A 24,654-nucleotide genomic window follows, 5' to 3' on the forward strand; every position below is an offset into this window, starting at 1 on the left:
GGTGGGGTTCGCGCCGTTGAAGCCGGCGGAGTTCGTGGTGGTGCAGGTTCAGCAGCTGTCGGAGCAACTCCCGTCCTGACCGGGCGGGTGACCAGGAGGTGCCGGAGAGATGGCCCAGTTCACCGTCAACACCCAGCGGTTCGACCCCTACAAGAACTTCAAGTTCCGGGTGCGGTGGGACGGTCGGTACGTCCTCGGTGTCAGCAAGGTCAGCGGACTGAAACGCACCACCGAGGTGGTCAAGCACCGCGAGGGCGGTGACCCGTCGAGCAGTCGCAAGTCACCCGGGCGGACGGAGTACGAGGCGATCACCCTGGAGCGCGGCGTCACCCACGACCCCGAGTTCGAGCAGTGGGCCGACAAGGTGTGGAACTACGGCTCCGTCGGCGCCGAGTCGGCACTGAAGAGCTTCCGCAAGGACGTGACCATCGAGCTCTACAACGAGTCCGGGCAGCTGGTGCTCGCCTACAAGGTGTACCGCTGCTGGGTCTCCGAGTACCAGGCTCTGCCGGACCTCGACGCCAACGCCAACGCCGTGGCCATCCAGCACCTCAAGCTGGAGAACGAGGGCTGGGAGCGCGACACCGAGGTCCCCGAGCCGCAGGAGCAGGGGTGAAGCCGTGACCGTGTCGGGTACGGCGTGGGGGGACGAGCCCGGTCTGCGTCCGCTGACGGATCAACTGCTTCTCGACACCTGGGAGTGGGCGAGCGCCCTCGCCCCGGTGGCCCGGCCGCTGGCACTGCTGGCCTCGGCCTATCCGCACTACGGCTGGGACGAGTTGGCCGCGGAGCCGCTCGGCCGGTGCGAGGCCCTGCTTGCCGGGGTGCGCCGCTCGCTGGTCGGCGACCTCGTGGAGGCGGTGGCGTCCTGCCCCTCGTGCGCGGACGTGGTGGAGGTCGCCTTCCGGCTGAGCAGCCTGTGTGACAGCGGTCCGGCAGCCCGAGGTGAGGCCGCCGAGGCGGCTGGGCCGGCCGGGGTACGGGCCGTGGTCCAGGTCACGGCCGGCGGGCATGAGATCCGCTGCCGGCCGGTGACCACGGGCGACCTGCTCGCCGTACGGGGTGTGCCGGACGCAGGGGCGGCGCTGCTGGCGAGGTGCGTCACCGCAGTCGGCCGGCGGGGCGGAGCCGTGCCGACCGAGGAGCTTCCGGAGGAGGTAAGGGCCGCGGTGGAGGCGGCGCTGGCAGCGGCGGATCCGCAGGCCGAGACACTGCTGGGCTTGGACTGCCCGGGGTGCGGGGCGCGGTGGTGGGCGCCATTCGACCTCGCGGCGTTCCTCTGGGCCGAGGTCGAGCAGTTGGCGCTGCACACCCTGGCCGAGGTCGACACCCTCGCGCGGGCCTACGGCTGGCGGGAGTCGGACATCCTGGCGCTCGGTCAGTTCCGGCGCCGCCGCTACCTGGACCTGGTGATGGCATGAGCGAGCGCGGCACGCAGATCCACCCGGCCGGAGCGCGGCGGCGCGTCCTCGCGGTCCGCGGGTGGCGCGGAGCCCCCGTCCGGCACGGCGGGGGTGAGCGATGAACGGGCAGCCGGGTGCGCCCCGATCGGCGGCCGCCGGGGCCGGCGGCTTCCTCGCGCGGATGGCCGCCCGCGCCCAGGGCGGGAGCGAGTGGGGGCGGCTGCGGCCGCGGCCGCTCTCGCGCTTCGAGCAGATCCGTGACGAACGGGAGGCCACCGTGCTCGCGCGCCTGGCGGGCCCGGACACCCTCGCCGATCCGGGCCTGCCGCCGGATGACGCCCGGGCGCTGCCGGGGGAGGACCAGCCGCTCGCCGGGCAGCCGCCGGCACGGCCCCCACGAATGCCCGGTCCGGCCGGATGGCCCACCGAGGCCAAGGCCGAGGCGGGGGACGCGACGGACGCTCAGCGGGTGGATCCGGGCGGGCGGTGGCCGGATGCCTCCGGGGCGCGGAGCGAAGCCGTCGGCGCCGCTTCGTCCGGTGCGGCGCCGATCGCCGCCATGCCCGCGGCCGGGGCAGTCGCGCCCCACCACCGCCGGCCGCTTGGTACGGCAGGCACGGAGGTGCCCGGCGGCATGCCGGACGGACCCGACGGGCCGGACGACCGGTCGGCCAATGAGCAGAGCCGCGACGTACTCGGCGAGAGCGGCGGCCCGCGCCCGGCGTCCCGCTCCGGGCGGGGGCCGGTCGAAGCGCGCGAGCCACAGCTGCCCGCCCCCGCCCCGGCCTCTGATGCCGGGACTTCCCACGACCGGGCCGACCGGTCCGTGCAGCGCGCGGGAGCGGTACGCCGTCCGGTGGCCGCGCCGCCGCCCGCCGCTCCCGTCGTCCACGTCACGATCGGCCGCATCGAGGTACGAGCCGTTCCCGCGACGCCCGCCGCGCCGGAGCGGAGCCGCCCCGCCGAGCCCGCCGTGGCCACGCTCGACCAGTACCTCCGGCGACGCGCGAGGAGCCGGGGATGAGTACGGGACGCGCCATCGAAGCCGTCACCCAGACCCTGCGCTCCCTGCTCACGCCGGTGACGCCGCAGGTCACCGCCCGCCCGCCGGACCAGGCACGGGGAGCGGCCGGCGGCCTCCAGCTCAACCTCTTCCTCTACGAGATCGCGCCCAACGCGGCCTGGCGCAACCTGGAGCCGCCCGGCCGGTCGCCCGGCGGCGCCCTGCACCCGCCGCTCGCACTCGACCTGACCTACCTGGTCACGGCCTACAGCGACACCCAGGACGAGGCCCCCGCACACCGCCTCCTGGGCGAGGCCATGCAACTGCTGCACGACGGCGCGCCGCTGGCGCGCAAGAAGCTGGAGGGAGTCCTCGCCGAGGCGGGGGTGCACCTGCAACCGGACCGGGTCCGGCTGACGCCGGTTCACTTCGGCATCGACGAGCTGGCCAAACTCTGGTCCGGGTTCCAGACCCAGTACCGGCTGTCGGTGGCCTACCAGGCCTCCGTCGTGCTCATCGACGCCCTCACGGCCTCGCCGGCGCCGCTCCCGGTGCTGCGGCGCGGCCGCGAGGCGCTGGACGCGCTCGGGCAGGACCAGGGCGTCCCGGTCGGCACCGGCACGGCGCCCCGGCTGGACCGGATCACGGTGGGCGCCTGGCGCGGGAACGCGTCCATGCCCGCCCGGACGGGGGATCAGCTCGTCGTCGAGGGCGAGGGCCTGGCGGGCGGCCAGGTACGCGCCCGGTTCAGCCATCCGCGGCTCGGTGCGCCGCTCTGGGAGGACGCCGCGGCGGGCTCCACCGCCGAGCGGGTGATACTGCCCCTCCCGGTCGCGCTGCCCGCCGGAGTCGCCACCGTCACCCTGGCCGTCGGCCCGCCCGCCGGGCCGCTGATCACCAGCAACGCCCTGCCGCTGCCGGTCGCCGTCCGGCTGCGGTCCGCCGTCCTCGGGCCCGGCCCGGGGCTCCGTCCGCTCACCGTGTCCTGCGACCGGCTGCTCGCCGACGACCAGTCCGTGCTGCTGCTCGCCGGCGACCGTCAGCTGCCGCCCACCGCACCGGTACGAGCCGGTACTGACCTGTCGTTCGCGCTGCCGCCCACCCTGCCCGCCGGCACGGTACTCACGCTGCGGCTGAGGGCGGACGGGATCGACTCGATCCCGCTGCCCGACCCGGATCCGGACCCGGCGAAGCCGCTGCCCACCCAGTTCGACCCCGCCCAGCAGGTGGTGCTGCCATGACCGCGACGACCGAAGAGCCCGCCGCCCTCCCGGCCACCTGGGAGGAGCGGAACAACGCCTACCTGGGTGCCGCGCTGCACTGGCTCCGCCTGCGGCTCCAGGCCCTCGCCGAGGAGGACCTCCACCGCCCGGCGGCCCAGGCCGGCGGCGGCGCCCACGGCGCGGGTGGCCAGCCCGGCCGGAGCGTGCCCCACGGCTCAGGCGGCCCCATGGCCGGGGCGCCGGTCCCGCACGGCCCGGTCCTCGGCCCCGCCCCGACGGCCGGCCCGCCCCGGGCCCGCCGGTGGCGGCTGTTCCGGCGTCCTGCCCGGGCGGCCACCGCACCGCAGGTAGCGCTCGGCCCGCCGGAAGGCCCGCCGTCCGCGCCGCTGTCCGCGCAGCCCTCCGTGCCCCCGGCCGGTGCACCGGAGCCGGCTGACGCGCTCGCCCTGGCCGCCGCAGCGCGCGACGCGGCGGCGGCAGCCGTGCACTCCGCCCACGACGAACTCTCCGACCGGCTCGGCCTGACGGACTTCGAACGGGACGTGCTCCTGCTCGCCGCGGCCCGTGAATTCGACCCGGCCGTGGACGCCCTGTGCGCGGCCGCCGGCGCCGGTGGCCCACAGCCCGGCCCCACCTTCGGCCTCGCCCTGCGGCTGTTCGACCGGCCGGCCTGGGACGCGCTCTCCCCCGAGCGCCCGCTGCGCCGCCTGCGGCTCGTCGAGCTGGAGGGCGGCGCGGGCCTGACCGGCTGCGTGCTGCGGGCCGACGAGCGGGTGACCAACTACCTCAAGGGCCTGGACCACCTCGACGAACGGCTCGCCGAGTCCGTCGTCTCGCCGGACGACGGCGACGGGGTCGGGCTCTCGCCCTCCCAGCGGGAGGCCGCCCGGGCGCTGTCCGCCCGACTGCGCCGGGCGGCCGCCGGGGGCCGCCCGACCGTGGTCAACCTGGTGGGTCCGGACCAGGTGAGCAAGCAGTTGACGGCGGCGCAGGTCGCGGCCGAGACGGGACGGGCGCTGGTGAGGGTCCCGGTGTCCGCGCTGCCGGCGCAGGCGGGCGCCGCCGGGCTCACCGCGCGGCTCTGGGAGCGCGAGACGCTGCTCGCCCCGCTGGCCCTCTACCTGGACGCGGGCGACGACGCCGGCGAGCACGGCCCCGAGACGGCTGCGGTGCTCGGCCGGTTGCTGGCCCGGCTGCGCGGACCGGTGTTCCTGGACAGCCGTGAGGTGTGGCCGCACCTCGGCCCGGGCGCGCTGGTGGTCGATGTGGCCGGGCCGACCACGGGCGAGCAGCGGGCCGCCTGGACGGCCGCGCTCGGCGCCGGCCGGGAGCAGCTTGCGGGTGAGCTGGCCGCCCAGTTCGATCTCGACCCGGTGGCCCTGGGCCTCGCCGCCCTCGCCGCCCTCACCACCGCTGATGAGGACGGCGCGGACCAACCGGGCGGTGCGCCCGGCGTTCCGGACGGCGGTACGGACGGCGGCGCGGACCAACCGGGCGGTGCGCCCGGGGTTCCGGACGGCGGTACGGACGGCGGCGCGGGCGATGGGTTGCGCTCCCGGCTGTGGGGCGCCTGCCTCGCGGCGACCCGGCCCCGGCTCGACCTGCTCGCCCGGCGGCTGGAGGTCCGCGCCCGCCGGGAGGACCTGGTCCTGCCGGCGGAGATCACCGAGCAGCTCGACCGGATCGGTGACCAGCTGCGGCTGCGCGCGCTGGTGCACGAGGACTGGGGAGTCGCGCGGCAGACGTCCCGGGGGCTCGGGATCACCGCGCTGTTCGCCGGGGAGAGCGGCACCGGCAAGACCACCACGGCGGAGGTGCTCGCCCACGAGCTCTCCCTCGACCTCTACCGCATCGATCTGTCCGCGGTGGTCAGCAAGTACATCGGCGAGACGGAGAAGAACCTGCGCAGGCTCTTCGACGCCGCCGAGCGCGGCGGCGCGATCCTCTTCTTCGACGAGGCCGACGCGCTCTTCGGCCGGCGTAGCGAGGTCAGGGACAGCCACGACCGCTACGCCAACATCGAGATCAGCTACCTGCTCCAGCGGATGGAGTCCTACCGCGGCCTGGCGATCCTGGCGACCAACATGAAGGGCGCGCTGGACCAGGCGTTCACCAGGCGGCTGCGCTTCGTACTGGACTTCCCCTTCCCCGGGCCCGCCGAGCGGGAGGCGATCTGGCGCCGGGCCTTCGCGCCGGGCGTCACCACCCACCTCGACCACGCCCGGCTGGCCCGGTTCGGGCTGACGGGCGGCAGCATCCACAACATCGCGATGAACGCCACCTTCGCGGCCGCCGGCAGTGCCGGCCGGGTCGCCGGGATGCCGCAGGTGCTACCGGCCCTGCGGATGGAGTGCCGCAAGCTCGGACTCGTCCTGGACGAGGGCGAGTTCCGGTGGGAGGAGGCCCAGGCGCCCGCCCTCGCGGAGCCGGGCGCGGAGGGGAGTCGGCCATGGACGTGAGTGTGCACATCGAGAGCCTGGTGCTCGACGGAGTCGAGCTGGGCCCGGGCGGTGCCGAGCGGCTGCGCGCGGCCCTCGTCCGCGCCCTGGCGCGGGAGCTGGCCGGCCGGCCCGTCGCCTGGCCGCAGCTGCGCGCGCCGGCGCCGCCGACGGTCCCGCTGCCGGCGGGCGGGTCGCTCACCCCGGCGCAGGCCGTGTCGCTCGGCCGCGCCGTCGGCCGGGCGCTGGGGGCGGGGTTCACCGCCGGCGGGGGTCCGGTATGACCGGATTCCCGCGCTCTCCCCGCCTGATGAGGGGCGGCATCGTGCAGCTCGACCCGGCCACCGGTTCGGTGCTGCGGATCATCGCGCTGCAGTACAACCCCGACACCCTCAGCCGCAGCTTCCAGGTCCAGGACACCGGGGAGGAGCGTCACCAGCGTTCCCGGCCGCTGCGGTTCAAGGCTCCGCCGGTGGAGACGGTCAAGGTCGAGGCCGAGCTGGACGCGGCCGACCAGCTGGAGTTCCCGGACGCCTTCCCGGATGCCGGGCAGCTCGGGGTGCACCCGCAGCTGGCCGTGCTGGAGCTGCTCGCCTACCCGACGGTGGACCAGCTCGTCGCGGCCGACCGGTCCGCCGCGGCCGGTTCGCTGGAGATCCTCCCGTTGGAGGCCCCGATCACCGTCTTCGTCTGGAGCCCGAGCCGCATCATGCCGGTGCGGATCACCGAGCTGTCGGTGACCGAGGAGGCCTTCGACCCGGCGCTCAACCCGCTGCGCGCCAAGGTGCAGCTCGGCCTGCGCGTCCTGTCGGTCAACGACGTCGGCTTCGACCACCGGGCCGGCGGACTCTACCTCGCCCATCAGCGCCGACTAGAGGCGCTGGCCGCCCGGGCCGGCACCGCGGGCTTCGCCGCACTCGGTATCGGAGGCCTGACATGACGTTCCAGGAGCTCTTCCCCGCCGGGCTGCCGCAGTCGCCGCAGTCCCCGGCCTTCCCCGCCACCAGCCGCTACAGCGGGCTGCCACTGGCCACGGCCGAGCTCGACGGGCGGCAGGTGCGCTACGTCACCCGACGGTTCGTACCGCAGCCGGAGCGCTTCGCCCTGCTGCGCGAGCACGCCGTGGCCGAGGGCGAGCGCCCCGACACCCTGGCGGCCGCCGAGCTGGGGGACCCTGAGCGCTACTGGCAGCTCTGCGACGCCAACGGCGTCCTGGACCCGGCCGAGCTGACCGCCGTTCTCGGCCGCCGGCTGCGGATCACGCTGCCCGAAGGCGTACCGGGGGCCGCCGATGCTTAGCGGATCCGTCCACCTCACGTTGCTCGTCGGCCCCGCCGTGCCCGTGCCGGTGCCCCGGTTCGTGCTGGACTCGCTCACCGGCGTCACCGTGCACAGCACCGCCGAGCCGGGTGGGCAGAGCGCCTTCGAGCTCACCTTCGAGCTGGAGAAGGACTCGCCGCTGCCCACGGTCTTCCTCCTGCTCGGGGGCGGCCTGCCGCCGGTCCTGCGGGTGGTCGTGGCGGTCACCGTGGCGGGCCTGCCCGAGGTGCTGATCGACGGCGTCATGACCGCCACCGGCCTCACCCCCGGGTCGAACGGCGCGCCCGCCGTGCTGACGGTACGCGGCATGGATCTGACGGCCCTGATGGAGAAGATCGACGGTACGGGCACGCCCTTCCCGGCGATGCCGGTCGAGGCACGCGTGCTCACCGTGCTGGCCAAGTACGCGGCGTTCGGGGTCGTGCCCGCGGTGGTGCCGAGCCTCGTCCCGGACACCCCCAACCCGCTGGAGCGCATCCCCGTCCAGCACGGCACCGACCTGGCGTACCTGCGCCGGCTCGCGAGCCGATCCGGGTACGTCTTCACGCACATCCCCGGGCCGGTGCCGGGAGCCAGCATCGCCTACTGGGGTCCGCAGGCCAAGATCGGTCTGCCGCAACCCGCCCTCAACGTCGACCTGGACGTGCAGACCAACGTCGAGTCGCTCGAATTCAGTTACGACGCCGAGGCCGCCACCCTGCCGGTGATCTTCATCCACCATCCGGAGACCAAAGCGGTCATCCCGGTGCCCATCCCGGACGTCTCGCCGCTCAACCCCCCGCTCGGAGCGCTCCAGCCGATCCCGCACCGGATCCGCTACCTGCGCGAGACGGCCAAGCTCGGCGTCGCCGAGGCAGTGCTGCTCGGGATGGCGAAGTCCTCCGCCGCGGCCGACGTGGTCAAGGCCCGGGGCAGCCTCGACGTCCAGCGCTACGGGCGGGTGCTGCGCCCGCGCGCACTGGTCGGGGTCCGCGGCGCGGGCACGGCCTTCGACGGCCTCTACTTCGTCCAGTCGGTCGACCACCGGCTCGAACGCGGCTCCTTCACCCAGCAGTTCACCCTGGTCCGCAACGGACTCGTCTCGACTCTCCCGGTGGTGCCGGTATGACGATGACCGACGACAGCGACTCCACCCTCCCGCTCGGCGGGAGTTCCGGCGCCGGAGACGGCGGCGGTGGCGTCCGCTTCTACGGCAAGTACCGCGGCACCGTCGTCAACAACATCGATCCGCTCGGGATCGGCCGGATCCAGGCGCTGGTGCCCGACGTCTCCGCCGTCCTGCCCTCGTCCTGGGCGCTGCCCTGCCTGCCGGTCACCGGCCAGCAGTGCGGCGTCTGGGTGGTGCCACCGGTCGGTGCCGGGGTGTGGGTGGAGTTCGAGCAGGGCGACCCCGACCACCCGATCTGGACGGGCGGCTTCTGGGGTAGCCGGGCCGAGGTGCCCGCGCTCGCCCAGGCGGGCGTCCCGGCCAGTCCGAGCATCGTCCTGCAGACCCTCGGACAGAACACGCTCGCGATCTCCGACGCGCCCGGCGTGGCCGGCGGAATCCTGCTCAAGGCCCGCAGCGGCGCCTCGATCACCGTCAACGACCAGGGCATCGTCATCCAGAACGGCCGGGGGGCCAGCCTCGTGCTCACCAACAATCAGGTCCTCGTCAACGTCAACGCACTCGTCGTGCAGTGACCGCACAGCAAGGAGCGACCGATGCCGGGACAGATCCTGCACCAGGGTGCTGTCGTCCAGTGCCCGCACGGCGGGCGCGCCACGCCGCCGAGCACCTATCCGCGGGTGCTGGTCAGCAACCTGCCCGTCTGCGTCCAGCAGGTGACCTGGCTGGTCGCGGGCTGCGCCCTGCCGCCTCCGCCCGCCGCCAACGGCCCCTGTGTGAGCGCCGGCTGGCTGAGCGGATCCCTGCGGGTCCGGGTCGGCGGCGGGATGCCGCTGCTGCTCCTGGACAGCCAGGCCATGACCGTACCGAGCGCCACCCCGCTCCTGGTGGTCTCCGCGCAGCAGCGGGTGGTGGCCACATGAGCACCCCGGCGGCCGGAGCCGAACGGCTCGACGTGGCCTTCCCGTTCCACTTCGACGGGCGCGGACGCACCGCCATGCCCGCCGACCACGACCAGCACGTCCGTGAACTGCTGGAGCAGCTCCTGTTCACCTCCCCGGGCGAGCGGGTCAACCGGCCCGACTTCGGCTGCGGCCTGCTCCAGCTGCTCTTCGCCCCGAACAGCCCCGAACTCGCCGCCACCGTCGAGTACACGGCCCGCGCCGCCGTCCAACGCTGGCTCGGCGACCTGCTCGACCTGGTCGAACTCCGCGCCACCGCCGAGGAGTCCGTGCTGAAGGTGGGCGTCAGGTACGTGGTGCGCCGCACCCGCCAGGAGGCCGAGGCCCGTTTCGTCCGGGAGGTGCCCTCATGACCGCCGAGCTCCACCGCGCCGTCCACCCGCACTGCTCCGACGAGCTGAGCTGCGGCACCGACCACCGGCGCGGGCGCGTCGTCCGGGCCGGCCTCAACGGGATCGACTTCATCGAGGTGGCCGATCCCGATCCGGCGGACGGCAGCGTCGCCCTCTGCGTCAGCCTCCTCGGCCCCGTACCGGCCGATCTGACCACCGCTCACCTGCGCGTCGACGCCGCGCCCGGAGCCCGCCCCGTCCACGTCCGCGGCGTCCGCGCCAGGCCGGCGCACGACGAGGACGAGGACGGCTGCCTGGAGGTCACCCTGGACCGGGCCGGCGACGGCTCCACCTACCACCTGGCCCTGGTCGAACCCGGCCCGTACGGACACCCCGGCCGGCAGCCGCTGCACGGCTTCGACGTCCGCCACCACCGGGCACCGTTCGGTTTCTGCGCCGGGCGGCCCGCCGACGCCGACTGCCCGCCCGGGCCGCGGTGCCCGCCGAGCACCGTGCCCGTACCCGCGCTCGACTACCTGGCCAAGGACTACGCCTCCTTCCGGCGGCTGATCCTCGACCGGTTGAGCCTGCTGGTGCCGGCCTGGCGCGAACGTCACGTCCCCGACCTGGGCGTCACCATCGCCGAGCTGCTCGCCTACACCGCGGACCAGCTCAGCTACCACCAGGACGCCGTCGCCACCGAGGCCTACCTGGGCACCGCCCGCCGCCGCATCTCGGTGCGCCGGCACGCCCGGCTGGTCGACTACCTGCTGCACGAGGGCTGTAACGCCCGGGCCTTCGTCCACCTGCGGGTCGAGCGCGAGCCCTCCCCACCCTGGCACGCGGACGAGATCGCGCTCTTCACCTCCTTCGACGGCGCCCCGCCCCCCGGCCACCCGCTGCGCTGGGAGGAGCTGCCCCCGCAGGCCCTGGACGGCCGTCACGGCTTCGAGGTGCTGACCGGGGATCCGGCGAGCCCCCTGCCGCTCCACCCCGCGCACAACGCGATCCGGATCCACGACTGGGGCGGCGGGCAGTGCGCCCTGCCGGCCGGTGCCACCTCCGCGACCCTGGTCGACTCCGAGAGCGCGCCCCACCGGCTGCGGCTGGAACGCGGGGACTTCCTGTTCCTGGAGGAGGTCCTCGGCCCGCGCACCGGCCGCCCGGGCGACGCCGACCCGGCGCACCGGCACGTCGTACGGCTCACCTGGGTCCGGCGCGGGCGGGACGAGGTGCTCGACACCCCGGTCCTGGACGTCGGCTGGTCCGCGCGGGACGCGCTGCCCTTCCCGCTCTGTGTCTCCACCATCGGCCCCGCCCCGCAGTGCCGTCCGCTCACCGGTGTCAGCCTGGCCAGGGGCAACGTCCTGCCGGTCGACCACGGCACCAGGGTCGAGCAGCCGCTCGGCCCGGTGCCCGGCGCGCCGGACGCACCGCGCTGCGAGGCGGAGTGCCGCCCCGCCGAGCAGGCCCCCACCCCGGGCCGGTTCCGCCCCCGGCTCGCCAGGCCCCACGTCACCCACGCCGAGCCGCTGCCCACCCACCCGGCCGGGAGCTGCCCACCGTCGGCCGCCGAGCTCCTGCTCCGCGACCCACGCCGGGCGGAGCCGGCCGTCCGGCTCACCGAGACGGTCGGGCAGGCGCTCTGGCTGCCCGCCCGCGACCTGCTCTCCAGCGCACCGGACGACCGGCGGTTCGTGGTCGAGACGGACGACGAGAGGCTGTCCTGGCTGCGCTTCGGTGACGGGCGCACCGGCCGGCGCCCCGATCCCGGCACGTCCTTCACCGCCCGGTACCGGATCGGTGAGGGGCCGTCCGGGAACGTCGGGGCGGAGAGCATCGTGCACCTGGCACTGCGGCCCGGCGTGGGCGGGCACGACCTCGTCGTCCGTCCGCGCAACCCGCTGCCGGCGGCCGGCGGCACGCCGCCGGAGACGCTCGCGCAGGCCCGGGCGGCGATCCCGGTGGCCTTCCGCGCCACCCGGGAGCGCGCCGTCACCGCCGAGGACTACGCCGAACTGGCCCGGCGGGCCGGCGGCGACCGGTTGCAGAGCGCCGCCGCCGACCTGGTCTGGACGGGCAGCTGGTACGAGGCCGACGTGGCCCTCGACCCGCGCGCCGCCGGGCTCCCCTCCGCCGACTGCGGCTGCTCCCCGGCGTACGGCTCCTCGGCACCCGGCTCCCCGCCCGGTACCGCCCCGACCGGGAGCTGCCGGGATTCGGCCTGCACCGGGGCCGCGATCACCGCCGCCCTGGAGCAGGCCCGCCGGCTCGGCCACGACCTGCGGGTCTCGCTCGCCACCCCGGTGCCGGTGGAGCTCGAACTCGCCCTCTGCGTCCAGCCGTTCCACGTCCGCGCCCAGGTGGTGCAGGCGCTGCGGGAGGAGTTCTCCGCAGGTGTACTTCCCGACGGGCGCCCGGGGTACTTCCACCCCGACCGCTGGACCTTCGGCGAAGGCGTCCACGTCAGCCGGCTCCTCACGGCCGCCCAGGCGGTGCCGGGCGTCTCATCGGTCGAGGTCACCCGGCTGCTCCGGCAGGGTGAGCCCGACCAGGGCGCGCTCACCCGGGGCGTGCTGCCGGTCGGCCCGCGCGAGGTCGTCGTCCTGGACACCACCCGGCCGCACGGCGGCCGGCTCACCGTCATCGCTGGAGGCGGCCGATGAACGACTGCACCTGCGGTTGCCGCGCGGGCACCGGCACGCCCGCCCGGCACGCCGCGAGCCCCGCCAACCCGCCCGGACTGCCCGCGCTGCGGCTGCGCGTCGGCACCCACCCCACCTTCCTGACCGCCATGCTCGACCGGCTCGCCGCAGCCGACCTGCCCGGGACGGCCGGGCTCACCACCCGTAGGACGGACGACCCCGCCATCGTGCTCTGCGACGCCTGGGCCGCCGTCGCCGACGTGCTGACCTTCTACCAGGAGCGGATCGGCAACGAGGGCTACCTCCGCACCGCGACCGAGGCCCGCTCGGTGCACGAACTCACCCGGCTCGTCGGCTACCGCCCCCGTCCCGGCGTCGCGGCCGGCACCCACCTGTCCTTCACCCTGGAATCCGGGCACACCGAGGTCGTCCCGGCCGGCACCAAGGTGCAGAGCCTGCCCGGCCCCGGCGAGCTGTCCCAGGCGTACGAGACCAGCGCACCCCTGCCGGCGCTGGCCGCCGCGAACCGCCTCCCGGTCAGGACCACCCGCCCCCAGGTGATCACCACGGGCAACGCCGCCACACTGCCCGAGCTGTGGTTCGAGGGGATCGCCACCCGCCTCCGGACCAACGACCTGCTGCTCATCCGGACGGCCGGGAGCTGCGGGGGATTTCACTGCGAGTCCCGGCGGGTCAGCACCGTCGAGGAGGACGCGGAGCACCTGCGTACCCGGGTCGTCCTCGCCGGCGGCGAGCAGCAGCCGCCGCCCCCGTGGCACCAGATCCAGGACCTCGATCAGCTCGTCGAGCTGCTCACCGGCCCGCCCGAGGACGAGGCGCCCCGCGTCCCGACGGCGCGCACGTCCGACGCCCGGCTCAGGCTGGCCGAGCTCCTGCACCCCGAACTCGCCGGCGCCCTGCACACCGCCTGGGCCGGCGCGACCGTCACCGGGCCGCCGACCGCCGAGGTCTACGCGCTGCGGCTGGCCGCGCCGCTGTTCGGGTACAACGCGGCCCGCAAGCCCACCTACCAGCGCAACCGGCTGCTGCCGATGGAGCAGTGGCTCGACTGGGACATGACGCAGAACAGCGACGGCGAATCGGAGAGCGCGCCGCTGCCGGAGACGGCCGACGTCATCCACCTGGACAACCCGTACCAGGACATCCGCGGCGGCACCCTCGCGGTGGTCGCCCTGCGGGACACCGGACAGAGCGACGACCGGCGGGCGGAGCCCGGCGCCGAGAGCTTCACCGTGCTCGGCAACGACCCCGAAGCCCCCTTCGCCGTCGACCTGGTGGCCAGATCCGCCTACGGCCTCGCCGCCAGGACCACCCGGATCACCCTCGGCCCCGGCGACGACTGGCCCGCCCCGACCACCATGGACGAGCTGCGCCGGATCACCGTCCACGCGGCCGCCGAACTGCTCCCGCTGGCCGAACTGCCGATCACCGAACCGGTGCAGGGCCGGGTGATCGAACTCGGCACGCTGATCGACGGCCTGGAATCCGGGCGGCTGCTGGTCGTCTCCGGCGAGCGGGCCGACCTCCCCGGCGTCACCGGCGTCACCGCCGCCGAGCCGGCCCGGATCGCCGAGGTGTACCAGGGCAGGGCGGCCCCCCGGATCGAGAGCCTGAGCGCCGCCGATGCCCAGGGCCCGACCGCCGCCGATGCCCGGAGCGTGGGCGAGTCCGACGCCCGGCGCCTCGCCTCCGCCGACGTCCCCGGCGAGCGCAACCACAGCTTCCTGCTGCTCGAACACCCCCTGACCCACCGCTACCGACGGGACACCGTGACCGTCCACGGCAACGTCGTGCACGCCACCCACGGTGAGACCCGCACCGAGGTGCTCGGCAGCGGCGACGCCTCCGTCCCCAACCAGCGCTTCGCCCTGCGCAGCGGCCCCCTCACCTACGTCTCCGCACCGACCCCCACCGGCGTGGAGAGCACCCTCCAGGTCACCGTGGACGCCGTCCGCTGGCCCGAACGCCCGTGGTTCCTCGGCCTCGGCCCGGACGACCGGGGGTACGTCACCGAGAGCGACGAGCACACCGGCACCGGCGTGGTGTTCCCCGACGGAACGCAGGGCCGGCGTCCCCCGACCGGCAGCGAGAACATCCGCGCCCGCTACCGGACGGGGATCGGCCGCTCCGGCAACACCGGCGCCGGCCGGATCACCCTGCTCGCCACCAAACCGCTGGGCGTGCGGGATGTCGTCAACCCGCTGCCCGCCACCGGCGGCGCCGACCCCGAACGGCCCGACCAGGCCCGGGCCGGCGCCCCCCTGCCCCTGAAGACCTTGGACCGACTGGTCTCCCTCAGCGACTACGCGGACTTCGCCCGCGCCTTCGCCGGCGTCGGCAAGGCCGCCGCCGACCGGCTGGCCGACGGCCGGGGCGGACTCATCGCGGTCACCGTCACCGGCGTGGACGGCGCGCTGCTGCTCCCCGACTCCGACGTGATCGGCAACCTGCGGACGGCGCTGCGCCGCTTCGGTGACCCGGCCGTCCGGATCCGGGTCCTGCCCGCCGAGCGGCTGCTCGTCTCGGTCGACGCCCGGGTGCGGCTGCTCCCCGACCGCCAGTGGGCGAGCGTGGCCCCGGCGCTGGCAGCCGCCCTGCTGGACACCTTCGGGCCGGTACGCCGCGAGCTGGCGCAGGACCTGCCGCTCTCCGAGGTGGTGGCCGTCCTGCAGTCCGTCCCCGGCGTGCATTCCTGCCGGGATCTCCGGCTGGCCTCGGTGCCGCCCGGGGAGTCGGCGCCGCCCGACGCACACCCCGGCCCCTGGCTGCCGGCCTGCGGGGCCCGTCGCATCGACGACGTGCTGTACCCGGCGCAACACCTGTGCACGGCCGTCGAACTGCCCGAACTCCTCGGCCTCAAGGAGGATGCCGTATGACGGATCCCATTGCCGGCCCCGCCGCGCCCGACCGCCTGTTCGACCTGCTCCCGCTGGTGCACCGGATGCGCGACGAGGCGGCCGGACACCCGCTGCGCGACCTGCTGCGGGTGATCGCCGCGCAGGTTCGGGTGGTCGAGGACGACATCGCCCAGCAGTACGACAACTGGTTCGTGGAGAGCGCCGAGGACTGGGCGATCCCGTACCTGGCGGACCTGGTCGGCTGGTCGCCGGTGCCGGACTCGGGTTGGACGGCCGCCGGCGTGTCCGGCCGCGACCTGGCCCGCCGGTCGGCGCAGGCGCCCCGCCAGGATGTCGCCAACACCCTGCGCCACCGGCGGCGCAAGGGGACCAGAGCACTGCTGGAGGACCTCGCCCTGGACGTCGCCGCGCTGCCCGGCCACGCCGTCGAGGCGTTCCGGCTCCTCGCGCGTCACCAGCAGCTGAACCACCTCCGGCCCGACCGGGGCAGGACGGCCGAGCTGCGCGACGGCACGCTGCTCGCCGGGATCGACGGACCGTTCGACCGGCTGGCGCACACCGTGGACGTGCGCCGGGCCGGTTCGCATCGCACGGAGGGCCTGTACAACATCACGGGGGTCGGCCTCCACGTCTGGCGTCTGCCCGCCCACCCGGTGACGCACACCCAGGCCGGGCAGGTCGAGCGGGTCGGGCGGTGGGCGTTCACCTTCGACCCGATGGGCTTCGACGTCCCGCTGTTCGGCCGGGGCGCGGACGGTGAGCGCAGGCGCCACCCGCAGGGACCGGCGGACGTGCCGGCGCCGATCGGCCGGCGGGCCCTCGGTCCGGCCGGCCGGGCCGACCCGCAGTACTACGGCGAGGGGAGGTCACTGGTGATCCACGCCCCCGACTGGCCAAGGCCCGGACAGGGCCGGCCGGTGCCGCCGGAGCGGGTGATCCCGGCCGACCTCAGCGACTGGGACTCCTACCGGCCGCTGCCGGGCACCGTCGCCGTCGACCCGGTGCTCGGGCGGATGCTCTTCCCGCGCCGCAACCCGCCGCACCACGTCCGGGTCGGTTACCACTACGGCTTCAGCGCCGACCTGGGCGGCGGGGAGTACCGGAGGCCGCTGCCCGAACCGCCCGAGGCCGACACCTACCGCATCCACCCCGAGGACCTCACCGACCCGCCCGCCCTGCTGGCCGAGATCCGGGACGGCGCGGGCGCGGAGGCCGCCCTGGTCCGACGTCACCGGCCGGACCAGGAGGACGGGCCGGGGCTGGTGCAGGCCCTCAACGACGCGCTCGCGGACGAGGCGCTCCACACCCTCGCCCACCCGGGGCAGCCGATCCCGGCCGGCGCACCGCTGCTGGTGGCCGGTCGGCGGCACCTGGAGCAGCTCTGGCCGTCGTGGCTCAAGCCCGCCCGGTGGTACCGGGGGGTCGCCTCGGCGGCGGAGCTGCGGGCCGCGCTGCGCGACTGGGAGCGGGAGCAGCCACGGTACGCGGTCATCGAGATCACCCGCAGTGAGGTGATCGGGATCGCCGCCGAGCTGACCCTGAAGCAGCATCAGCACCTGCTCGTCCGCGCCGCCGAGCGGACCCGTCCGGTGCTCTGGCTCGCCGACCGCCACGCCGACCGGGCGGACTCGCTCTCCGTCAGGCTGGCGCGGGGCAGCCGGCTGACGCTGGACGGCCTGGTGCTGGGCGGCCGAGCCGTCCATGTCGCCGGCCATGGCCACGGTGACGGCCACGGGCACGGTGACGGCCACGGGCACGGCGGTGGCGACGGGCACGGCGACGGGCACGGTGGTGGTGAGAGCACCGACCCCCGGACCCCGGGTGAGTGCTGTGCGCCGGCCCGGGTGGTCATCCGGCACTGCACCCTCGTCCCCGGTTGGGCGCCCCGCCCTGGCTGCGGGACCGAGCGACCGGCCCCGCCCTCGCTGGAGCTGGCCGCGCTGCCGGGAGCCGAGGTGGAGATCAGCCAATCGATCGTGGGGCCGGTGCAGATCGAGGCCGGCGCCGTACGCGGTGAGCCGCTGCGGCTGGCCGTCAGCGACAGCATCCTCGATGCCACCGACCCGTCGCTGGAGGCGGTCGGCGCCGGCGGCCCCGCGGTCGCCCACGCCGTCCTGGACATCGCCCGCACCACCGTGCTCGGCACCGTCCAGGTACACGCGCTCGACCGCGGCGAGAACACGATATTCGTCGGCGTGGTGAAGGCCGCCCGCAGGTCCCGAGGCTGTCTGCGATTCTGCTGGGTGCCGAGCGGCTCCCGGACACCCAGGCGCTTCCACTGCCAGCCGGACACCGCCCTGGCCGCCCTCGGCGCCCCCCCGTCCCCTGCGCTCGTGGCCGAGACCGAGCGCAGGCTCAGGCCGCGCTTCACCTCCGTCCGCCACCCCGACCCGGCGTACGCCCAACTCGCCCCCGACTGCCCCGACGAGATCCGTACCGGCGCCGACGACGGCTCCGAACTCGGCGCGTTCCACGACCTCTACCTGCCCCAGCGGATGACCGCCCTGCGGACCAGGGTCGCCGAGTACGTACCGGCCGGCCTGGACGCCGCCGTCATCCCCGTCAACTGACCCGTGTTCCCGTGACAGTGAGGACTGGCATGCACGCCGACGTCGAGCGGTTCAGCTTCGATCAGCGCAAGCACTTCCTGCGCGTGATCCAGCAACAGGGCAGGGTGACGCTGCCCGCCGACGGCAACGAGCAGGTCGCCATCCTGCTCCACCACCTCCAGGCGCTCGCCGAGGACCTGATCGGCCCGTACGGCACCGCCGCCGACGGTTCCGCCCCCGGGCCGGCCTTCCGGATCGACCTGCCGCAGCCCGGCGAGGAGGACGGCGTGCTGCGGATCGGCCGGGGGCGCTACTGGGTGCACGGTCGGGCCTGCGAGAACGACACCGACGACCTGCTGCTCACCGCCCAGCCCGACCTCCCCGGCCAGCAGGTGCCAGGAGAGGGGACGTACCTGGCCTATCTCGACGTCTGGGAGCGGCACATCTCGACGGCCGAGGACGACAGCGTCCGCGAGGTCGCCCTCGGCGGACCGGACACGTGCAGCCGCACCCGACTGGTCTGGCAGGTGAGGCTGACCGACACCGCGCCGCCCGGTCGGCAGCTCGACGTCACCGACATCGGCGCCCACTGGAGCGAGTGGGAGGACCTCCTTCAGCCGGCGGACCGCGGGCTGCTCGCCGCCCGCGCCAATCGCGGTGCCACCCCACCGGAGCCCTGCGTGGCCGACCCGGCGGCCGGCTACCTCGGGCCCGAGAACCAGCTCTACCGGGTCCAGATCCACCGCGGCTCGGGACAGGAGGGCGGGCCGACCTTCACCTGGTCGCGCGACAACGGCTCGGTTGTGCACCCGCTCATCCGGGTCGCCGGCAGCGCCGCCGTCCTGCGCGATCCACCCAGGGACCGGCGCACCGCGCTGACGGTCGGCAGCCTGGTCGAGGTGGTCGACGACCACAGCACCCTGCTGGGCCGGCCGGGCCCGCTCGCCCGCGTCACCGACATCGACGACAAGGGCGAGGACTACGTGGTCCACCTCGGCACCGACGTCGGAACCATCGAGACCGACCGCCGACCGCTGCTCCGCCGGTGGGACCACCCCGATGTCGACGGCGGGGGAGAGGTGCCCCGGCGCGCCGACGACGGCGCGCTGAGTATCGTCGCGCCCAACTCCTCCGGCTGGATGACGCTGGAGGACGGCATCCAGATCCGCTTCCGGCCCCCGTCCGAGGGCGGCGGGGGCTACCGCACCGGCGACTACTGGACCTTCCCGGCCCGTACCGCCACCGGTGACATCAGTTGGCCCCGGGACTCGACGGGTGGCCCCGCCGACGTGGCACCGCACGGCATCGACCACGTGTACGCCCCCCTCGCCGTCGTCACCGTCGCCGGCGGCCGGGCCATCCTGGTCGACGACCTGCGGATCGGCTTCCTCCCCAACCGGGTGCCCTGACCGGCGGATGGCGCCCGGTCAGGGACGAGCGCCACCGGGACACCGGCACACCGGGACACCGCCACCGGGCGCACCGGCATCGGTCGTCCCGGCATCGGGCGCACCGGCATCGGGGGCGCGGCGCACCACAGGGGAGTGCGCCGCGCCCAGCCGCCCCGGTACGGGCACCCGGGCCGGGGCGGCCCGCCTACTCGCCCAGCAGCTCGCGGAACTTCGCCTCGATCGCGGCCCGGGCACGGCGGTCCGCCGAGCGCAGGGCGGTCACGATCTCCGGCGGCAGCGGCCTGCCCTCGGCCGCGCGCCTGACGATCCATTCGTCGACCGTGAAGTCGCTCTTCTGCGAGTTGGCCTCGCTGCTCAGCGGGAGGTAGTTCTCCGGCACGTCGAGCAGGATGAGGTCGCGTTGGACCGGTGTCAGCCGGGGGAACCGCGGATCGCGTGCGATCTCGGCCCGTGGCATCAGATGGTCGGTCACCCAGCGGCTGGTGGTCATCGGGAGACCGGTGGTGACGTCGATGGGGATGCCGCCGACGGGCCGCAGCGCCTGGTCGAGCGCGGCACCGTTGGCGAGGGCGGGCGCGCGCCCGGCCCGACCGGGTGTCGCGGCCTCAACCTGTCCGGCCAGGCTGCGGCGCAACCGGGCGACCTCCGCGGCCGACTGCCGATCCAGTAGGAGGCGCCGGTCGTTGAGCCGGTGGTAGCGGGCCCCGCTCGGCTGCCCGATCGAGGGCACCACACCGGCCCTTCGCCCCGCTCTGAGCTGCTCGGTCGTGAAGCCCCCCGGCGGGTTGAGTTCGGCGGCCAGCTCCGCATCCAGCTGTGCGATCTCGGTCTCCAGGCCGATCACCCGGGCCCGGCTCGCCGCCGCCGCCGTCGCCTCGCGCTGCGCCGTGCTCTCACCCGCAGACAGCCGTTGCAGCTGCGCCTGCGCCCCGCGCACCGCGAGATCCGCCTGCCGTACCGCGGAGCTGCGGGGAGAACCGCCGGCCCGGGCCGCTCGGAGCTTGCTGCCGGCCTCGGCCACCTGGGCGCGGGCCTCGACGACGCCGCGTGCGGCGGCGGAGAGCGCGGCCTCCGTTTCGGCCACCCGTAGGTCGGCGGCCGCCGTGCGGGCGTTGGAGGGCGCGAGTGTGGAAGCGGGTGCGGGCGTTGCGGAGGGCGCCTGGACGGGGACGGCGGGCGCCGGTACGGGGGTGGTCGCCGGGGCGGCGGGAGTGAGGGCCGTGGGGCCTGCCGACGCCGGGCTCGGCAGAGCGCGGGGTACGCGGACCGGAACGGCAGGCGCCCGCGCCGGCGCGGGCCGTGGCACAGGCACCGGTGCCGGCGCGCGGGTGGCCGGGGCCGTGGCCGGCCGCGCGGGCGTCGGGGCGGGCGCGGGCGTCGTTGCCGCCGGCGCGGCACCCCTCGGCGGTACGGTCGCGAGGTCGGCGCCCGTGAACCGGAGAGCGCGCCAGGATCCGTCGGCCGGATCGAAGACCGTCTCGATCGGCGAGGGCGGTGGTGGTGGCGGCGAGGTACGCAGACCGCCCACCGGCTCGACCACCACCTGCCCGTCCGGAGTGATGGCGACGATCCGGAGCTCCTCGCCGTCCGAAGTACGGAAGGTCGAGTTGATCAGCCGTTCGTTGCCCAGAAGCACCGCCCGGGCCCCGGCTCGCGCGCCGAGCAGTACACCGAGCGGAATGGCCAGCGCCCACTCGCGGCCCGAGGGGATTCCCCGCCGCCAGATGGCCTGGCCGGCCGGGCTGGTGAAGTGGCTCCGGAGCAGGGTGGTCAGCAGGGCTTCACCGCTCAGCGACACCGCGGTGTAGGCGCCGCCGGTCACCCCGCCGCTGAGCAGTCCGGCGCCGATCGAGCGCGGGGCGAGCCCTGCGCCGCGGGCCGCCGCCGCGCCCAGCCTGCTGGTCGCCGCCCCGGCGCCGCGGGTGATCGCGGCCGTCAGCACCGCGCGCCACGCCGCGCTACACAGAATGCTCTCGCCCTCGTTCCACGAGATGTCGCCCCGGGTGTAGGCCTGTGACACGGCCGTCGCCGCATCGTGGTAGCCGAACGACAGGGATTGCTCGCCCGCCTCGACGAGCGCGACCACGGCGACTCCCACGAAGGCGGCCGCCCCGCTGAGGTAGTACCAGCCACCGCGGTCCCAGTCCGAGAGCGCGCGGCCGGCCAGCGCGGTTCCCGCCTCCTCATTGATCATCCCGAGGCTGCGGCCCGCCGGATTGGCGGTGTGCCACTGTTCGGCCTGCGCGACGATCGGGGTGATCTGCGCCAGCAGTCGCTGGATCCGGCCCCCGGCGGCGTTCGCCGCGGGCGTCGTCTCACCGCCCTCGGGGGCGGCGAACCCGGAGATGAACTCCTGGTCCTGCCGGGTGCGTTCGGCGACCCCCCGGACGGTGTTCAGCGCGTGGTCGCGGGGGTGCGCGGGGACATCCGCGACCAGCCGGGTGATCAGCGGCTCCAGCTCGGCCAGCTCGGCGTCGATCAGAGCCGCGACCTGGTCGGCCCGCGCCGTGGCCGGCTGTTGCTGCTCGCCCGACGCCTGTTCGGCCGACGTCTGCCCGGTTGGCCGCTGCTCGGCCGACGAGCGCCGTGCTCCCGCCAGCTCGGCGTAGCGCCGGTGAAGCCAGGTGTGCTCTGCGGCGAGAGCGGTGCGGTACTCCTCGGAGAGCACGAGCGTGGCCGCCTCCCGCTCGTTCTCGGTGAGCCGGGCCGTCAGCTGCGGCAGCAGGAGGTCCGCGACCTCCTCCCGCGACAGCGGCGCGGCCTGGATCCCGACCGCGGCGGCCGGCCCGGCGTGCACCGGCCCGCCGCCGGCCCAGGCCTGCGCGGCCGAGTCGGCGGCCCCCTCGTGCGCGGCGCCCGGCCGGGTGGCCCCGGCCGGCGCGACGTCGCGCCGGCCGCTCTGCTGGACCACGTGCGCCAGCTCGTGGGCGAGCAGACCCTGACCGGCCTGGGATCCGGGCTGGTAGTGGCCTTCGTTGAAGACGATGTCCGACCCCACGGTGAGCGCCCGGGCGAGATGCCGGCGGGCCAGCCGGTGCGCGGCCGGGTCGTCGTGCACGCGCACATCACCGAGCGGTACCCCGAACCGGGTCTCCTGCTCCGCCCGCAGCGCGGCGGGCAGCGGGACCCCGTCCCCGAGCAAGGCCCGTACGTCGCTGCCGCCGGAGTGCACGGGAACGCCCGTGAAGTCGCCGCCGAGCCGGCCGGCCGTCTCCAGGTCGACCGCCCGTTCCGACCGCCCCGCTGTCGCACAGCCGTCGGTGCGAACCTCCCGCTCGGCCGCTCGTGCCGTCGGCTCGGCCGTCGGCAGGGCCCTCCTCCTGGAAGCAGCGAACAGACCGGTCACGGGCACCTCCAGCACACGAGTCGCCCCAGCGAGGCTACCCACGTCGCGTCACCTCCGCGTCACCGCAATCGACTCGACGGTCGACGGTGGGGCCCAGGAGTGCGACGTCTCTCGCCCGGTGACCGGCGATGCGGCCCGTGGCGGACTCCACCCGGCGCCGTGGGTACGTGAGCAGCGCGTGAATCGGGGGTTGGCCCCCAGCAGGCGCGCTGCTGTACCTGAGCTCGATTCAGCCAGACCGGCCCGGCGCCGGGATCTGGACACCGAGGCGGGCCCGGCGCCGAGCAGCGGCAGTCCGATGGCGACAACGGGCTCGGCGCCGGAGGGAGGCAGGCGGGACAGCCCGGGTCCGGGACCGCTAGGGTGGGGCGGTGATCGATCCGAAGTCCCTGCCCAGTAGCGCGGGTTACGCCGAAGCAGCCGACGCGCTCGTCGAGCAGTACGAGAGCGTGTCCTTCGTCGAGGTGCATCGCGACGTGCTGCACCTGTTCCCCTCGACGCCCAGCGCGATCCTGGACATCGGCGCGGGCAGTGGCCGGGACGCCGCGGCACTGGCCAGGCTGGGGCACCTGGTGCTGGCGGTCGAGCCCACGGCGGAGTTCAGGCGGCTGGGGCAGCAGCTCCACGCCGATCAGGACATCGAGTGGGTCGACGACTCGCTGCCGGAGCTGAGCGTGCTCCGCAGTCGCGGCCGGCGCTTCGATCTGGTGCTGCTGACCGCCGTGTGGATGCATCTGGACGAGCAGCAGCGGGCGTTGGCCATGGCGGGCCTTGTCGGCGTGCTCACCTCCGAGGGACGGGTGGTGCTCTCCCTGCGGCACGGTCCCGTCCCGGTCGGTCGGCGGATGTTCGACGTCTCGGCGGACGAGACGGTGGCACTGGCGCGTGACCACGGGCTGGACGTCGTGCACCTCAGCGAGCGGGCGGATCCGCACGGCCGGCCGGGTGTGCGCTGGAGCTACCTGGGGCTGCAAGGGGCCGCGGTCGCCCGCTGACGAGCACCGTGCCTCTGTGCTGCCCTGCTGCCGTGCCGCGGGCCCGGCGGCTTGCGCTGCGAACTGCTGGCCCGGCGCCGGCCGTTGGCACCCTGACCCTGACCCTGACCCGGCCTCGGCCCGGTCAACGCCCCGTGCCGGCGGCGACGGAGTCGATGACACCGTGCCAGGACCGGCGGTAGCCCTCGCGAAGCGGCCCGCCGACCAGGGCGAGGATCTCTGCCGCTGCGTCGATCATGAGGGTCGGATCCCCGGACTCGCACAGGTGCAGGTGCCCTTCGAGCAGGGCGGCCCCGCGCACCGTGTCCGCCTCCAGGAGACGTCGCGGCAGCCACTTCCCGCCGCCGATCCAGCCACGGTGGTGGTCACAGAGCAGATCGGCCGCCGTGTCGAGAACGAACCCGGCCACCGCCAGGCGCTCGATGCGGTCGGCCGCGTCCGCGAGGTCGTCCAGCGCGTCCGTCAGCCCGTACCGCTTCGTCTCGACCACCTGCGATGCCAGCGCCGGCGGACCTTCGTGCAGGTCCGCCTCGGCCAGGGCGCGGGCACGCCCGGCCTCGCCGTCCGGGTCCGCCAGGACGAGCCCGCCGGCGTACATGCTCTGCAGGACGGCACGGCGTGCGGCAACGTCCGCGGCGAAGAGCTCCACGAGACCGGCACGCGTGTGGACGAACAGCTCGACGACACGTCCCTCGAACCGGATCGTCTCCCGGCGGGTCTCGCCGCCGTCCCGGATGAGCACCGCGATGTCCAGATCGCTGGTGGCGGTGGCCCGACCCGCGGCGGTCGACCCGGCGAGGAGCACGGCCAAGGCGTCGGGGAAGCGCTGACGGGCGAGACGTCGAGCCTGGTCGACGGGGTCCAGGTGCATGCCGGACAGGATCCCAAGATCCTTTCGCGGCGGCAAACGGATTGCCACCCCGCGGCGCGACCGCCGAGCGGGCGGGCGCCGACCCAGGCGGCCCACGGTCCTCACCCGTGCCGAAGCCGTCGCCGCGGCCACGACCTGGGGAGCAGGCCGCGTCCGGGCCACGCCCCG

At 75.2% G+C, this 24,654-nt stretch carries 19 protein-coding genes; 17 read left to right on the forward strand and 2 right to left on the reverse strand.

Annotation, left to right across the window (positions count from 1 at the left end):
* Nucleotides 1–109: 109 nt before the first annotated feature.
* The 16 genes from ACIBH3_RS34255 to ACIBH3_RS34330 all read left to right on the forward strand — a co-directional run bounded on the left by ACIBH3_RS34255 (nt 110) and on the right by ACIBH3_RS34330 (nt 19,271).
* Nucleotides 110–616 carry a phage tail protein gene (locus ACIBH3_RS34255; protein WP_396316028.1) on the forward strand — a complete coding sequence of 169 codons (507 nt, stop codon included), beginning with the start codon at nt 110–112 and terminating at the stop codon, nt 614–616.
* A gap of 4 nt (nt 617–620) precedes the next feature.
* Nucleotides 621–1,421 carry a hypothetical protein gene (locus ACIBH3_RS34260; RefSeq protein ID WP_396316029.1) on the forward strand — a complete coding sequence of 267 codons (801 nt, stop codon included), beginning with the start codon at nt 621–623 and terminating at the stop codon, nt 1,419–1,421.
* A gap of 100 nt (nt 1,422–1,521) precedes the next feature.
* Complete coding sequence (locus ACIBH3_RS34265) at nt 1,522–2,427, forward strand: hypothetical protein (RefSeq protein ID WP_396316030.1); 906 nt, start codon at nt 1,522–1,524, stop codon at nt 2,425–2,427.
* Nucleotides 2,424–3,647 (forward strand): DUF4255 domain-containing protein, encoded by a 1,224-nt coding sequence (locus ACIBH3_RS34270; RefSeq protein ID WP_396316031.1) that lies wholly within the window; start codon nt 2,424–2,426, stop codon nt 3,645–3,647. The genes ACIBH3_RS34265 and ACIBH3_RS34270 overlap by 4 nt, the downstream gene beginning before the upstream one ends.
* A complete protein-coding gene (locus tag ACIBH3_RS34275) occupies nt 3,644–6,088 on the forward strand; it encodes an ATP-binding protein (protein WP_396316032.1) in 2,445 nt (814 codons plus the stop codon). Before ACIBH3_RS34270 ends, ACIBH3_RS34275 begins: the two co-directional genes overlap by 4 nt.
* On the forward strand, nt 6,079–6,351 hold the full coding sequence (locus ACIBH3_RS34280; protein ID WP_396316033.1) for a hypothetical protein: 273 nt from the start codon (nt 6,079–6,081) through the stop codon (nt 6,349–6,351). Before ACIBH3_RS34275 ends, ACIBH3_RS34280 begins: the two co-directional genes overlap by 10 nt.
* A gap of 26 nt (nt 6,352–6,377) precedes the next feature.
* Nucleotides 6,378–7,007: a hypothetical protein gene (locus tag ACIBH3_RS34285; RefSeq protein ID WP_396316034.1), complete on the forward strand. Its 630-nt coding sequence runs from the start codon at nt 6,378–6,380 to the stop codon at nt 7,005–7,007.
* Nucleotides 7,004–7,366: a LysM domain-containing protein gene (locus ACIBH3_RS34290; protein ID WP_396316035.1), complete on the forward strand. Its 363-nt coding sequence runs from the start codon at nt 7,004–7,006 to the stop codon at nt 7,364–7,366. Before ACIBH3_RS34285 ends, ACIBH3_RS34290 begins: the two co-directional genes overlap by 4 nt.
* The gene (locus ACIBH3_RS34295; protein WP_396316036.1) at nt 7,359–8,495 is read left to right on the forward strand and encodes a hypothetical protein; all 1,137 of its coding nucleotides are present in this window, start codon (nt 7,359–7,361) and stop codon (nt 8,493–8,495) included. The genes ACIBH3_RS34290 and ACIBH3_RS34295 overlap by 8 nt, the downstream gene beginning before the upstream one ends.
* Entirely contained in the window at nt 8,492–9,070 is a 579-nt protein-coding gene (locus ACIBH3_RS34300; RefSeq protein WP_396316037.1) for a phage baseplate assembly protein V, read from the forward strand. Before ACIBH3_RS34295 ends, ACIBH3_RS34300 begins: the two co-directional genes overlap by 4 nt.
* Nucleotides 9,071–9,091: 21 nt before the next feature.
* Nucleotides 9,092–9,418, forward strand: coding sequence for a hypothetical protein (locus ACIBH3_RS34305; RefSeq protein ID WP_396316038.1), 327 nt, complete (start codon nt 9,092–9,094; stop codon nt 9,416–9,418).
* On the forward strand, nt 9,415–9,810 hold the full coding sequence (locus ACIBH3_RS34310; RefSeq protein WP_396316039.1) for a GPW/gp25 family protein: 396 nt from the start codon (nt 9,415–9,417) through the stop codon (nt 9,808–9,810). The genes ACIBH3_RS34305 and ACIBH3_RS34310 overlap by 4 nt, the downstream gene beginning before the upstream one ends.
* Nucleotides 9,807–12,455, forward strand: a complete 2,649-nt coding sequence (locus ACIBH3_RS34315) for a putative baseplate assembly protein (protein ID WP_396316040.1) — start codon at nt 9,807–9,809, stop codon at nt 12,453–12,455. The genes ACIBH3_RS34310 and ACIBH3_RS34315 overlap by 4 nt, the downstream gene beginning before the upstream one ends.
* The gene (locus ACIBH3_RS34320) at nt 12,452–15,331 is read left to right on the forward strand and encodes a putative baseplate assembly protein (protein ID WP_396316041.1); all 2,880 of its coding nucleotides are present in this window, start codon (nt 12,452–12,454) and stop codon (nt 15,329–15,331) included. Before ACIBH3_RS34315 ends, ACIBH3_RS34320 begins: the two co-directional genes overlap by 4 nt.
* The gene (locus ACIBH3_RS34325; protein ID WP_396316042.1) at nt 15,328–17,883 is read left to right on the forward strand and encodes a hypothetical protein; all 2,556 of its coding nucleotides are present in this window, start codon (nt 15,328–15,330) and stop codon (nt 17,881–17,883) included. Before ACIBH3_RS34320 ends, ACIBH3_RS34325 begins: the two co-directional genes overlap by 4 nt.
* 29 nt (nt 17,884–17,912) lie before the next feature.
* Nucleotides 17,913–19,271: a DUF6519 domain-containing protein gene (locus ACIBH3_RS34330; RefSeq protein ID WP_396316043.1), complete on the forward strand. Its 1,359-nt coding sequence runs from the start codon at nt 17,913–17,915 to the stop codon at nt 19,269–19,271.
* 187 nt (nt 19,272–19,458) lie between these two features.
* Here ACIBH3_RS34330 and ACIBH3_RS34335 read toward each other — a convergent pair whose 3' ends face one another.
* On the reverse strand, nt 19,459–22,620 hold the full coding sequence (locus ACIBH3_RS34335; protein ID WP_396316044.1) for a DUF4157 domain-containing protein: 3,162 nt from the start codon (nt 22,618–22,620) through the stop codon (nt 19,459–19,461).
* Between the two features lie 371 nt (nt 22,621–22,991).
* On the opposite strand from ACIBH3_RS34335, the gene ACIBH3_RS34340 reads away from it, so the two are divergent.
* Nucleotides 22,992–23,615: a class I SAM-dependent methyltransferase gene (locus tag ACIBH3_RS34340; RefSeq protein WP_396316045.1), complete on the forward strand. Its 624-nt coding sequence runs from the start codon at nt 22,992–22,994 to the stop codon at nt 23,613–23,615.
* 124 nt (nt 23,616–23,739) lie between these two features.
* Here ACIBH3_RS34340 and ACIBH3_RS34345 read toward each other — a convergent pair whose 3' ends face one another.
* A complete protein-coding gene (locus tag ACIBH3_RS34345; protein WP_396316046.1) occupies nt 23,740–24,486 on the reverse strand; it encodes a nucleotidyltransferase domain-containing protein in 747 nt (248 codons plus the stop codon).
* Nucleotides 24,487–24,654: the final 168 nt, after the last annotated feature.

It is taken from the genome of Kitasatospora sp. NPDC050543 (assembly GCF_044457565.1).
In the GTDB taxonomy this organism is placed as follows: domain Bacteria; phylum Actinomycetota; class Actinomycetes; order Streptomycetales; family Streptomycetaceae; genus Kitasatospora.